Consider the following 12,268-nt stretch of genomic DNA (forward strand, 5'->3'; position numbering starts at 1 on the left):
GCGGGGCCGGAACTGGCAGGATCCCGACCCAGTAGCGAACCCATCACGCTTCGTCCATGCAGGCCATCGGCTCAGCGCTCGGGGAGACAGCTCATGACGCCGAACGTTCTCGGTCAGCTTCGGTACGAGGCGCGGGACGGCGGCGACGGTCTCATCGCCTGAGCCGGCAAGGTCCGTGGGGAAGGATCCCATCGGGATCACTTCCACGCCGAACCACGGATCCGGCCCTCCTCCCTCCACGCCCGCCGCGGCACGGAGGGAGGCTGCCGCAGCGTTCGGCACCGGTCCCCACGAGGGGAGGGACCGGAGCCGAACGACGCGGCCTCCGCTTCCCGCCCTACACCCACCCCGCCTCGCGAGCGGCGGCGACCGCGTGCGCCTCCGCCTCGTCCGCGGCGGCGTTCAGCCTCGCGTCCCTGCCCGCCGCCGTGCCCGCGGCGGCGGCCGCCGCGGCCCGGGACGCGGCGAGGGCGGCGCGCAGCGCCTCCGGGGAGCCCGCGCCGTCGTCCCGCGCCCCGGCCAGCTGGGCGGCCAGGGCGGCCGTGGCGGCGGCGTTGCGGGCGCAGCGGGCGTCCGCGGCGGGGTCGGGGCTGCCGGTGCCGAGGGCGTCGACGGAGCGGGCGGACAGCCGCAGCGCGTTCGCCGCCCGGCCGACGGGACCGGTCGGCACGAGCTCGGCGGCGGACTCGTCGACCCCGGCATACCGGCAGGCGGCGACGGCACGTTCGTACGCACTACGCGCGCGTGTGCCGTGCATGTCCCGCAACGCGCGTGCCGAGGCGACCGCGCCCGCCTCTTCGACTCCGCTCATCCCCACCGCCTCCTCCGCGTCCCGGCCGGGGGCAGGGTGGCACGGCGGGCTCGAAGAGAACAGGGCTTGGCCGCGAGGCAGGGGATGCGGCCTGGTTATCTGACGGGTCGTCAGTTATCGTCCCCTTGCCGTGCCGGTTCCGAAGGGGTGATTCCTGTGGAGACGCGTCCCGAGAGTCCGCAGCCGCAAGGAGATCCGCGCTGGGTCGCGATGGTCTACCAGCCGTCCTCGGCCTCCTGGCGGGTGTGCGCCCAGTCGCCCCACCGCTCCCCGGTGCAGTACGCGCTCGGTGAGATGGCGCACACGGTACGCGCGCGTGGCGGCGATCCGGTGATCAGCCTGTGGGGCCCGAAGGACGGCGGATGGCACCGGTACGACACCGCGGCCGCGCCGCCCGTGCCCACCCCCAAGGCCGCCGCCGACGCCCCCGAGGCGCCCAGCACGCACACGCGGCGCATGGACGGCCGCCGCCGCCAGGTACTCCTGGCCGGCCTGACCAAGGCGGGCCTCTACGACCTCGCACCGGACGACCTCACGGCCGTGGAGGCGCTCGTCGACAGCCTGGACGAGACGACGGTCCGCAGGGTCGCCCACTGGCTGGCCTCGGCGAGCGGCGCGGATCAGGCCGGGTAGCGCCAGCCGAGCGCCGCCAGCGCCCGGGCGCGCTCCTCCACCACCGCCATGCGCGCCTCGCGCTCGGCCGTGGCCGTGTGCGCCGCCTGGCCGGTCACCTGGCCCTCCCACTTCCGGTAGAGCAGCCCCGTCTCGCGCGAGAACCAGCCCCGGCTCACGGCGTCGAGCGCCAGCAGCAGCCCGGTGTCCTCGGAGGCCGGCAGCGCCATCCAGCCGCCGAGCGCCAGCAGCAGATCCCGTCGTACGAAAAGGGTCGCGGGGTGCACCGGGGCGAGGAAACCGTTCGCCTTCCAGGCGTCGAGGACGGTCCCGCGCTCGATCGGGCCCTCGTCGGGATCGCCCGGGAAACCGGCGGTGGAGCCGTCCGGCAGGAGGTCAAGCACGCGCGAGGTGGCCCACCCGATGGCCGGATCGGCCTCGAGAACCGCCAGGTCACGCGCCAGCGCCCCCTCCGTCAGCTGATCGTCGGCGTCCAGCACCTTCACGTACGCGCCCCGCGTGTGCGCGAGCGCGATCGTGCGGGCGACACCGGGGCCGCCGGCCCGGCCCTGCCGGAAGGTCACCCGCGCGTCGTCGGGGACGTACGGACGTACGCGGTCCGTCGTCCCGTCCTCCTGGATCACCCACTGCCACTCCCACCCGGCGGGCAGCTCCTGCGCGCACAAGGACTTGTACGCGTCCCCCAGGAACCCGGCCGACGGGGCGTGCACGGCGGTGACGATGATGATGCGCCCGGTCATGGCGCCAGGCTACGACCGTGCCCGAACGCGGAAACCCCCGGCCCGTCGGGGCCGGGGGTCCTGCGCGCAGACGATCGGGTACGCAAGTTCGCCGTTACGTCGGTTGCGTCGGGGTGCGGTGCGGAGGGGCTCAGCGCTGCAGGGGGACGGCCGGTTCGGTCAGGTCGGTGTCGGTGGCCGTGTTCGCGGCGGTGTTCGTCGCCGTGTCCGTGGTGGCTTCCGAGTCGCCGGCGGGGCGGTTGCGGCAGCTGGGGGACTTGCCGTGGGCCTCGGCGCGGATGCGCTGCTTCATCGTGGGGGGCAGATCGCGGACGCAGGACCAGTACCAGGATCCGGTCGGTGTGGGCATCGTCAGGTGTCGTGCGATGCCGCTCGTGCTGTTGCTGCTCGCCTCGGTCTGCGTTACGGCCGCGGCGGCGGTCGTCGTGACGAGTCCGAGCGCCGTGCACAGCGCGAGGAAGGCGGTGACGATGGCGGTCCACAGCTTCATGACCTGGTTCTGGGCCATGGCCCCTCACTTTCGGGTTGGGCGATTTGCGTACTTTCCTCATGATGTGTATGGGGGCGGCGAAGTGTGGGACCGACGCCCATGGCGCGTCGATCTTCAGATGAACACCACCCGGATGGGTGCAAGATGCCGAGAAAGCCGCCAAAGGGATAATTTGGAGTAACTGCTTCCGCTTCGACTGCGTTGTCCGGGGCGGGAGTTGGGGCTCCACACAGGTCACCGATCGATATCGGTCGGTGTGTATAGTCGGGCGCCAGAGGTCCCCTACGTCAAGGAAAGACGAGGTCGCGCGGTGAAGAAGCTTCTCCTGGTCGCACTGGCCGCCATCGGCGGGCTCCTCGTGTACCGCCAGATCCAGGCGGATCGCGCCGAGCAGGATCTGTGGACGGAGGCGACCGACTCCGTGCCCACGGGTTCGTGAGTACCGACATCCGATTCTGAAGAGACCCCGGCCGTCCGCACGGTCGGGGTTTTGCGTTTCTCCGGCCGCTCGCGGTTGCGCGACAGCTGCCGAGGCGGTAGCGGACCCGTGCGTTTCGGACGCCCGCCTGCGATGCGCGGATGAGCCGGGGCCCCACGGGGCAGGATGGGCCACGGTCCGGGCGACGACGAGGGGTGGCGCGTGATGGGGCGGCGTACGGCGTGGGGGCGCGGGGCGGCCGTCGTGGCGCTGCTGTGCGCGTCGGCGGGGCCGGCGTCCTGGCCGGCCGCGGCGGCACCGGAGGCCGGCCCGGCGGGCTCCTCGTACGCCTTCGCCGAGGACGCCGTCTCCGTCGACGGAGCGACCGGCACCGCCGACGCCCAGCCGCTCGACGCCGGCAAGGACTACCGCAGCTCCCTCCCCAGGGCCGCGAAGCTGTACTACCGCCTGGACCTGGACGACACCTCCAACGCCTATGTCTCCGTCACCGCCGTCCCCCGCGCGGGCGGCGGCAAGCTCTCCGTGAGCGACGGCATCAGGGTGTCCGTGCAGAACGCCGACAGCCACCCCTGCTCCTACGAGAGCGCCAACTTCGGCTCCTCCGGCAGCCCGCGCCCCCTCACGGCCTGGGGCGCCCGTACGACCTCCCCGCCGACGCCCCTGTGCACGGGCAGCGGCCCGTACTACGTGCTCGTCGAGCGCGTCGGTACGGCGGACTCCGCGGTCGGCACCTGGGATCTGGAGCTCACCACCGCGACCGAGCCGGCGTTGACGCGGACCGGCGCGACGAGTGCTCCCAGCGCCTGGGACTCCGCCTCGCCGGAGCCGCTCGCGGGCGAGGCGCGGAGCCGTTCCGGGGGCGCGGGGTTCTCCAAGGCGGCAGCCATCGACCAGGGCGTCTGGCGCACCGGCATCTCGCCCGGCCAGACGCTGTACTACAGGGTCCCCGTGGACTGGGGCCGCCGGCTCTCGGCCACCGCGGACCTGGGCGGGTCCGGGGGTGGGGGTGCCGGTTACGCCGTCGACGCCCTGAACATGACCCTCTACAACCCCGTCCGCGCCGAGGTCGCCGACGCCGACACGGGTTACGACGGCACCCAGGTGTCGGCCTCCCTGGCCCCGCTGCCCGCCGTCGCCTACGCCAACCGCTACGCCCGCAACAACACCAAGGTCAACGGCATGCGGTTCGCCGGCTCGTACTACCTGGCCGTGCACCTTTCCGCCGGGGTGGCGGACGACTTCGGCGACGGGCCGTTCGACCTGACGCTGCGCGTGCGGGTGTCGGGCACGGCACAGGACGGCCCCGGGTACGCGGGTCAGCCCGTCCCGGGGGACCTCTTCACCATCACGGCGGCGGATCGGCAGGCGGCCGCGCAGGGCGAGACCGGGAGCGACGACACCACGATGGAGGCCCTCGCGCTGGGCGGCCTTGGCACGGGCACGGTGGTGCTGGTCGGGCTGGGGGTCTGGACGGTGGTGGGGCGGCGGGGGGCCGGGGCCGTGTGAGGCCGAGCCGCGCAGGGGGTGGGTCGGGCTTCAGATGCGGGTCAGAGCCCAGAAGCCCACGGCGTAGCAGGCCAGGGCCAGCAGCAGGAGGGGGACCGCGACCTTGGCCGGTGGGCCGCCGGGGCGGCGGCGGGCTCGGTGGGCCGTGCGGTGGTCGCGGGGTGCGAGGTCCGGCGCGAATTCCTGGGCGTGAGGTGGAACCCGCGGGTCCTGGGCGGTGTACGAAGCAGTAGAGGCGTCGTCGCGATGGTCGCGATGGTGCTGCGGTGATTGGGTCCAGGGCCGGGGGGAGGACAGGACGTGCGTGGGGTCGTGGGGGGAGGCGTAGGCGGGCTGGGGATGTGGATGTGCCTGCGCGTGGTGTTGTGGCTGCGGTGGTTGGGGAGCGGTGGTTCGAGGGGAGGAGGGGGTGGCTTCCGGCGGTGGCAGGTGGAAGCTGCCGGTGTCCGACATGCTCGGCGGCTGCGAGGAGGGCGTGGGCTGTGGCCGGGGGGAGGTGGCTTGGCGGGGATCGGTCGGCGGTACGGGGTTCACGGACGATCCGGTGTCTGTTCGCGCCCCGGAGACCCCCGAGGCCCCGGTGCCCGCGGCCGCTCCTGCGGCTGCCGCCGCACTCGAATCGTTGCCCGCGCCGGAACTTGTCCCCGCGCCCACTTCCGCGCCGCTGCCGGTGCCCGAATCCGCGCCCGACGCTGTCCCGAAACCCGGTCCGGAACCCGACCCTGTCCCTGTCCCCGTCCCCGGCCCGGAGCCCGGCCCCGAACCCGACCCAGTCTCTGTCCCCGTGCCCGTCCCGGAACCCACTCCACCCCGCACCTCCACCCCCGGCGCCCGCTTCAGCGGTCCCGTTACGGCGAAGCCCGGTGGCAGTGGGCCGAGTTGGTCGAAGATCTCGATCAGTTCGTCGTCGGCGCTCGGCTCCGGCAGGAGCTCCGCCGCCGCGGCGAGCGCCTTGCGCGCCCCCGTGGCCGTGCGGAACCGCGCCACCGGGTCCGGCTGGAGCAGCGTCGCCACGACCTGCCACAGCGGCTCGGGTATCCCCGTGGGCGCACTCGGCGTCCCGTGCGCCGCGAAGTACTGGATCAGCGCCTTGGCATCGGGCTTGGCGCCCTCCAGCAGATACAGCGCGACCAGACCGACGGCGAACAGGTCCGCCGGGAAGTCCGGCTCCGCGCCCATCATCTGCTCCGGCGCGAGATAACCGGGCGTCCCCACCACGAGGTTGGTCTCGGTCAGCCGTGGTTCGCCCAGCCGCATGGCGATCCCGAAGTCCGACAGCCGCAGCCGCGGCCGGCCCGTACCGGTGGCCTCCAGCAGCAGGTTGGCCGGCTTGATGTCCCGGTGGACGACGCCCTCCCCGTGCACCGCGGCCAGCCCCGACAGCAGCTGGTCGAGCAGCGTGCAGACGAAAGCCGGTGGCAGGGGGCCGTAGTCGCCGACCAGATGGACCAGAGAGCCGCCGGCGACCAGGTCCATCGTGAACAGGACCTGGTCGTCGTCGGCCGCCCAGCTGGCGGGCGCGAGCACATGGGGGTGGTCGATCCGCAGCGCCTGCTCACGGACGAACCGCAGCAGTGAGTGGGCGTCCCGCTGCTGGAGCACCTTGGCGGCCACGTACCGGCGGCGCCGGTGGTCCCAGGCGCGCCAGACCGCGCCGACCCCGCCGCGTCCGATCGGGTCGACCAGTTCGTACCGGCCGGCGAAGACCTCACCCATGGCAGTGCGTCGCTCCTCCCCCTTCGGCTACCCCCCTTGCTTCCCCCGCGATGAGCGATACGACTCCCCTCGTTCCCCCGCACACGGACCGGGGCCCGGCCGCCGAACCCCCTTCGGCGAACCGGGCCGCGGCTTCAGTTCTGGTGGGACTGGTAGTGCGCCACCGCGTCGGAGGTGCGGCCGGCGCCGTACACCCGGAGGAACTCTGCCAGTTCCGGATGGGTCGGGGCGAGGGTGTCCGCGGCGTCGATGATGTCGCCCGCGGCGGCCACCGAACGCAGCAGCGACTGGATCTCGCGGACGACCCGCTTGACCGTCGGCGCGCCCGAACTGCTCGTCGTGGTCGTGGTGTTGCTGAGCACGGATCCCCCCTGGGACTTCTTGATCTCCTCCATCCGGTCGGTGGCCTCGGCCGCGCTGACGCTGCCGTCCGCGACCTGCCCCGCCAGGTCCTGCAGCAGCTGCACCCGTTGGACCACCGCCGGGTTGCCGATCTTCGCCCGCTGACCGCTCATCAGCTGCGACAGCATCGGAGCGGACAGGCCCAGTACCCCCGCGAGACGAGCCTGGTTGAGGCCAAGATCGTCGATGAGCTTACGGAAGAGCGCCCCCAGCGGCTCCCCGTACCAGTTCCGCTGCAGTTCCCGCGCTCTTGCGGTCGCTTCCTGCTGTGCGGCGTCCATTGCGTCTCCCCATCGCTTCCCCAAGTACTGTGGTTCGCGACAGCGAACCACGCCGAGCATCTTACGGAGAGTGGTCGCCTGCGGGGACCCCCAATCTTTTTGCGAGATCCCGGGGGTGACCCGGTACTCTGGTCTGCGACGCCCGCCGGGGTCTGTTTGATCCGTGCGGACGCTTCATGCGAGGGGCCTTAGCTCAGTTGGTAGAGCGCTGTCTTTGCATGGCAGATGTCAGGGGTTCGACTCCCCTAGGCTCCACAACGGAACCCCTCCGACCTGAGAGAACACGGTCGGAGGGGTCTTTTTTGTGACGTGCGTCACGAGAGCGGGCGCCGGATCGTTGCACTTGTTTGCGCAAAGTCGGGGGAGCGGTCCTCTCGCTCAGGGTTGCCGTGCAGGTCGCGCGGGGCGAATACGGTCATCGTCCGTTGCAAACGTCATCATGTGGAGATCGTGTAAACATCACCGATGTTCCACGTGAAACATCGCTGTGGGGCGGGAGACCCTCAAGTCTCCCGCCCCACAGCGCAGTTCGGGACCGCCCGGACTCAGGTCAACGACGCTCTTCGCCCTCGCCCTTGGCGGCCTCCTCGGCCTCCTTGGCCTGGACCTCCGGGTCGAGCACCGACTGACCACTGCCGTCCACCGACGACAGCCGGTTCGGCTCCGGAACCTCCGTCGCGGCAGGCGGCTCGACGAGCCAGTCCGGGTTCGCCTGCTTGTCCCACCACTTCCAGGCGGCGAAGGCGCCGCCCGCGAGCGCGCCGAGCACCAGCAGCACCTTGGCCGCCCGGCCCGCCCGCGCCCGCCGCTCGTGCTTACGGGTCAGCTTCTGGATCTCCTTCGGCGAGACCTGGCCGCGCAGCGCCGCAAGTGCGGCGACGCCACGCGCGGCGGCCTCGTCCTTCATGGGGCCGGCCGCGGCCACCGCCTGCTCGATCCTCGGCCGGGAGTAGTCGGCTGCCTGCCGGGCCGCCTTACGCGTGCGGACGGCGGCCTCGTGGGCGGCCTGGTCGACCTTGGGCGGCACATGGGTACGGGCCTGCTCCAGCCGCGGTACGACATAAGCGTCGTACTGGACGCGGGCCTGACCGGCGGCCTGCGACACCTTCGGCGCGAGCCGTACGCGTGCCTCGTGTGCGTAGTGCGCGGTCCTGTCCTTGGCCGTCTCGGCGTAGGGCGCCACCACGTCCGCGGCGTGCAGCACGCTGTCCTTCGCCGAACCGGTCGCGGCGCGCACGCTGTCGATGCGGGTCACGGGTTCCTCCTCCTCGGTGGCGTACGGTATTTCGACTTTCCACCCTTTTACGGATCATGCCTGCCAACAGATCCCCAGGCATGTGAGGGCGGGCATCCGGGTCATGAGGATGAATACGGGGCAACGAGAGCTTGTCGTCGACAATGCCACGGATCGCCGCCCGGCGCTCCGGTACCCGGGGGTACAAGGCCGGATTTCCGCGAACCGTGCGAGGATCGGGGGGTCACAGGAAGACAACGGAAGGCAGATCGTGGCTGAGCAGCTTTACGCCACCCTGAAGACCAACAATGGCGACATCGAAGTCCGGCTTCTGCCGAACCACGCGCCCAAGACGGTCCGGAACTTTGTCGAGCTCGCCAACGGCGAGCGTGAGTGGATCAACCCGGCCACGGGCCAGAAGTCCACGGACAGGCTCTACGACGGCACGGTCTTCCACCGGGTGATCAGCGGCTTCATGATTCAGGGCGGCGACCCGCTGGGCAACGGCACCGGCGGCCCCGGCTACCAGTTCGAGGACGAGTTCCACCCGGACCTCTCCTTCAACAAGCCCTACCTGCTGGCCATGGCCAACGCCGGTCCGGGCACCAACGGCTCGCAGTTCTTCCTCACCGTCGCCCCGACGACGTGGCTGAACCGCAAGCACACCATCTTCGGCGAGGTCACCGACGCGGCCAGCCAGAAGGTCATCGACGCCATCGCCACCACCCAGACCAACCCGCGCACCGACCGCCCGGTGAACGACGTGGTCATCGAGTCGGTCGTCGTCGAGACCCGCGAGAGCTGAGCACAGCGGAGACCCGGCCCGCAGGGACCGAGTGCCCGCACAGCAGGAACCAAACGCCCCGCTCATCCGTAAAGATGGGCGGGGCGGTGCTTTTCGGCGCGGCACCCGTACGACGACCAAGGGGATGTCATGGACCACGCGGCAGGCAGCTCGCAGGACGCCCAGAGCCTGCCCGGCTGCTACCGCCACCCGGACCGCGAGACCGGCATCCGCTGCACCCGCTGCGAGCGCCCGATCTGCCCCGAGTGCATGGTCAACGCCTCCGTCGGCTTCCAGTGCCCCGAATGCGCCCGCGGCGACTCCGGCACGGGCCACACCCCGGCCGCCTCCCGCCCCCGCACCGTGGCAGGCGGCACAGTCACGACCGACCCCCGCCTGGTCACCAAGATCCTCATCGGCATCAACATCGCCGTCTTCATCGCGGTCCATGTGCGGCCGTCGCTCCTGAACGACCTGGTCCTTCTCGGCGAGTGGCCCCCGGCCCCCTACAAGGCCACCGAGGGAGTCGCCGCAGGCGAGTGGTACCGCATGGTGACCTCGATGTTCACCCACCAGGAGATCTGGCACATCGGCTTCAACATGCTGAGTCTGTGGTGGCTGGGCGGACCCCTCGAAGCGGCGCTCGGCCGTGCCCGCTACCTCGCGGTCTACTTCACCTCGGGGCTGGCGGGCAGCGCCCTGGTCTACCTGCTGGCCTCACCGACCACGAGCACGCTCGGTGCCTCCGGAGCCATCTTCGGCCTCTTCGGCGCCACGGCCGTCCTCATGCGGCGGCTCAACTACGACCTGCGGCCGATCATCGCCCTGCTCGTGATCAACCTGATCTTCACCTTCAGCTGGAGCGGCATCTCCTGGCAGGCCCACATCGGCGGCCTCGTCGCCGGCGTTGTCACCGGCTACGGAATGGTCCACGCCCCCCGCGAGCGCCGCGCCCTCGTCCAGTACGGCACCTGCGCTCTCGTCCTGGTCGTCGTCGTGGTGCTGAGCCTGGTCAGGACGGCTCAGCTCACCTGACGTACCCGGTTGTCCACAGCGGGTGGCGAATCTTGTGCATGGTGTGCGGGAACAGCTGTGCCCCCTGTCACCGACCAGCGTTTCTGCAGGTCAGGCAGGGGGCGAACAGGCTTGCGAAGATGGGTGTGACAGTCGTACCGGCGTCAACCGGCTAGGGGTTATCCACAGATCGTCGTCTTTTCCCCAGGGGTTCTGTGGATTTTTCTCCGGGCTGTGGATAACTCAGCGGATAGCCGTGGGCAGAGCTGAGTTCACCCGCCCGTAGCCGTTCCTTCGACCGCTACTTCCACTGCGTGGAGACACCGAATCCGGCGGCGATGAAGCCGAAACCGACCACGATGTTCCAGTTGTCCAGTGCGTCGATGGGCAGCGAACCGTCGGTCACGTAGAAGACGACGATCCAGGCCAGCCCGATGAGGAACATGGCCAGCATCACGGGTGCGACCCAGGCGCGGCTGTTCAGCTTGATGCTGGTCGCCTGCTTCGCCGGCGGCGGCGTGTAGTCGGCCTTCTTGCGGATACGTGACTTCGGCACGAGGGTCTCTCCTGTCGATGCGCTGCGTGGCCGCGCAGGGAACTGTGGCTGGCTCCGGGGCAGCGTACAAGGGGACTCTTAGCGCTCCCCCGGGCGTCCGTTAGCGTAGTGCTTCCGCGGTGCCGAAGGAGATAAGGGTACGTTGAGCAATTCTGCCGACTCCCCCCAGGCCGGATCCAGTCCTGCCGGGGGACGCCGTTTCCGGCCCGTGCGGATCCTCACGGTGGCCGTCTTCGCCCTCGCGGGGCTCATTTTCTTCACCAGTTTCAATACGGCCAAGGGCACCAATATCCGCACGGACACGTCCTTGCTGAAGCTTTCCGACCTCATCCAGGAGCGCAGCCACAAGAACAAGGAGCTGGACGACTCCAGCGCCTCGCTGCGCCGGGACATCGAGTCGCTGGCCGAGCGGGACGACGGCTCCACCAAGGCACAGGACGAGAAACTCACCGCACTGGAGAAGAAGGCCGGCACCCAGCAGGTGAAGGGCACGGCGATCACCGTCACCCTCAACGACGCCCCGCCGAACGCCACCGCCAAGCTCCCCGGCTACCCCGAGCCGCAGCCCGACTACCTGGTCATCCACCAGCAGGACCTGCAGGCCGTGGTCAACGCCCTGTGGCAGGGCGGCGCCAGGGGCATCAAGGTCATGGACCAGCGGCTGATCTCCACCAGCGCCGTGCGCTGCGTGGGCAACACGCTGATCCTCCAGGGCCGGGTCTACTCACCGCCGTACAAGATCACGGCCGTCGGGGACCCCGACAAGCTGAACCGGGCGCTGTCGGACTCGAAGGCCATCCAGAACTACATGGTCTACGTGAATGTCTACGGGCTGGGCTGGAAAGTCACCCAGGACGGGACGGTGACTCTGCCCGGCTACTCGGGCACAGTGGATCTGCACTACGCCCAGCCCGTGCAATGAACGTGGATCGACCTGAGCCGTCCGGGAGCCGCCGGTGCGCGTCGTCGTCAGGACCGTCAGCGAGCTGTGCATCACGGTCGGCGCTCTGATCTGCCTCTTCGTCGTGTACGTGCTCTTCTGGACCGGGGTGCGGGCGGACGGGGCGATGAACCACCAGATCGACGTACTGCACGACCAGTGGTCGAAGCAGACCGCGCAGCCCAAGTCGACGGCCGGGAGTACGGCCGCGAGCAGTGCCGCCCCGAAGTCGTCGGCGCCGTACGCGCAGGGCAAGCCGTTCGCGATCATGTACATCCCCCGGCTTGGTTTCACGTGGAACAAGCCCGTCCTTGAGAACACCGCCGTGAACACCCTGAAGAAGGGGCTCGGGCACTACGCGAACACCGCGCGGCTCGGGCAGGTCGGCAACTTCGCGGTCGCGGGGCACCGGCGGACGTACGGCGATCCCTTCGTGGACTTCCCGAAGCTGCGGCCCGGGGACGCGGTCGTGCTGACCGACGGGACGACGTGGTTCACGTATCGGATCGACAAAGGCCCCTACAAAACCGTGCCCACGGACATTGAGGTGATCGACCCTGTGCCACGTAAGTCGGGGTATACACGGCCGGGCCGGTATCTCACGCTGACCACGTGCGATCCGGAGTGGGGGCACAGCCACAGGTTGATCGTGTGGGCTCACCTGGACTCCACACAGCCTGTGGACGAAGGCAAACCGGCGGCGCTGCGCCGTTAGTCTGGTG

The 12,268-nt window shown here is 70.5% G+C and carries 14 protein-coding genes and 1 tRNA gene; 8 read left to right on the forward strand and 7 right to left on the reverse strand.

Annotation, left to right across the window (positions count from 1 at the left end; genetic code table 11):
- Nucleotides 1-337 precede the first annotated feature (337 nt).
- The gene (locus MQP27_RS51045) at nt 338-811 is read right to left on the reverse strand and encodes a hypothetical protein (protein WP_278196572.1); all 474 of its coding nucleotides are present in this window, start codon (nt 809-811) and stop codon (nt 338-340) included.
- 156 nt (nt 812-967) lie between these two features.
- Between MQP27_RS51045 and MQP27_RS26975 the strand changes: the two genes are divergently transcribed.
- Complete coding sequence (locus MQP27_RS26975) at nt 968-1,444, forward strand: hypothetical protein (RefSeq protein WP_242768442.1); 477 nt, start codon at nt 968-970, stop codon at nt 1,442-1,444.
- On the opposite strand, the gene MQP27_RS26980 is transcribed toward MQP27_RS26975, so the two are convergent.
- Entirely contained in the window at nt 1,432-2,184 is a 753-nt protein-coding gene (locus tag MQP27_RS26980) for a glycosyltransferase family 2 protein (RefSeq protein WP_242768450.1), read from the reverse strand. The genes MQP27_RS26975 and MQP27_RS26980 overlap by 13 nt on opposite strands.
- A 130-nt stretch (nt 2,185-2,314) precedes the next feature.
- Entirely contained in the window at nt 2,315-2,692 is a 378-nt protein-coding gene (locus tag MQP27_RS26985; protein ID WP_242768452.1) for a DUF6344 domain-containing protein, read from the reverse strand.
- 292 nt (nt 2,693-2,984) lie between these two features.
- Here MQP27_RS26985 and MQP27_RS26990 point away from each other — a divergent pair, with 292 nt between their 5' ends.
- The gene (locus MQP27_RS26990) at nt 2,985-3,113 is read left to right on the forward strand and encodes a DLW-39 family protein (protein WP_003999697.1); all 129 of its coding nucleotides are present in this window, start codon (nt 2,985-2,987) and stop codon (nt 3,111-3,113) included.
- 165 nt (nt 3,114-3,278) lie between these two features.
- Complete coding sequence (locus MQP27_RS26995) at nt 3,279-4,619, forward strand: hypothetical protein (RefSeq protein WP_242768454.1); 1,341 nt, start codon at nt 3,279-3,281, stop codon at nt 4,617-4,619.
- Between the two features lie 30 nt (nt 4,620-4,649).
- Here the strand turns inward: MQP27_RS26995 and MQP27_RS27000 are convergent, their stop codons facing one another.
- The gene (locus tag MQP27_RS27000; protein WP_242768456.1) at nt 4,650-6,335 is read right to left on the reverse strand and encodes a protein kinase domain-containing protein; all 1,686 of its coding nucleotides are present in this window, start codon (nt 6,333-6,335) and stop codon (nt 4,650-4,652) included.
- 134 nt (nt 6,336-6,469) lie between these two features.
- On the reverse strand, nt 6,470-7,018 hold the full coding sequence (locus MQP27_RS27005) for a helix-turn-helix domain-containing protein (RefSeq protein WP_242768458.1): 549 nt from the start codon (nt 7,016-7,018) through the stop codon (nt 6,470-6,472).
- A gap of 182 nt (nt 7,019-7,200) precedes the next feature.
- Here MQP27_RS27005 and MQP27_RS27010 point away from each other — a divergent pair.
- Nucleotides 7,201-7,273: transfer RNA gene (locus tag MQP27_RS27010), tRNA-Ala, on the forward strand.
- A 295-nt stretch (nt 7,274-7,568) separates the two neighbouring features.
- Here MQP27_RS27010 and MQP27_RS27015 read toward each other — a convergent pair.
- Nucleotides 7,569-8,273: a DUF5324 family protein gene (locus tag MQP27_RS27015; RefSeq protein WP_242768460.1), complete on the reverse strand. Its 705-nt coding sequence runs from the start codon at nt 8,271-8,273 to the stop codon at nt 7,569-7,571.
- Nucleotides 8,274-8,523: 250 nt separating this feature from the next.
- Between MQP27_RS27015 and MQP27_RS27020 the strand changes: the two genes are divergently transcribed.
- Nucleotides 8,524-9,057: a peptidylprolyl isomerase gene (locus tag MQP27_RS27020; protein WP_242768462.1), complete on the forward strand. Its 534-nt coding sequence runs from the start codon at nt 8,524-8,526 to the stop codon at nt 9,055-9,057.
- A gap of 129 nt (nt 9,058-9,186) precedes the next feature.
- The gene (locus MQP27_RS27025; protein WP_242768464.1) at nt 9,187-10,071 is read left to right on the forward strand and encodes a rhomboid family intramembrane serine protease; all 885 of its coding nucleotides are present in this window, start codon (nt 9,187-9,189) and stop codon (nt 10,069-10,071) included.
- A gap of 280 nt (nt 10,072-10,351) precedes the next feature.
- On the opposite strand, the gene crgA is transcribed toward MQP27_RS27025, so the two are convergent.
- A complete protein-coding gene (gene crgA / locus MQP27_RS27030) occupies nt 10,352-10,606 on the reverse strand; it encodes a cell division protein CrgA (protein ID WP_030939008.1) in 255 nt (84 codons plus the stop codon).
- Nucleotides 10,607-10,748: 142 nt separating this feature from the next.
- Here crgA and MQP27_RS27035 point away from each other — a divergent pair, with 142 nt between their 5' ends.
- Both MQP27_RS27035 and MQP27_RS27040 read left to right on the forward strand, forming a co-directional pair.
- Nucleotides 10,749-11,528 carry a DUF881 domain-containing protein gene (locus tag MQP27_RS27035; RefSeq protein WP_242768466.1) on the forward strand — a complete coding sequence of 260 codons (780 nt, stop codon included), beginning with the start codon at nt 10,749-10,751 and terminating at the stop codon, nt 11,526-11,528.
- A gap of 34 nt (nt 11,529-11,562) precedes the next feature.
- Nucleotides 11,563-12,261: a class E sortase gene (locus tag MQP27_RS27040; RefSeq protein WP_242768468.1), complete on the forward strand. Its 699-nt coding sequence runs from the start codon at nt 11,563-11,565 to the stop codon at nt 12,259-12,261.
- Nucleotides 12,262-12,268 lie beyond the last annotated feature (7 nt).

This window comes from Streptomyces cylindrosporus, assembly GCF_022698165.1.
GTDB lineage: Bacteria > Actinomycetota > Actinomycetes > Streptomycetales > Streptomycetaceae > Streptomyces > Streptomyces cylindrosporus.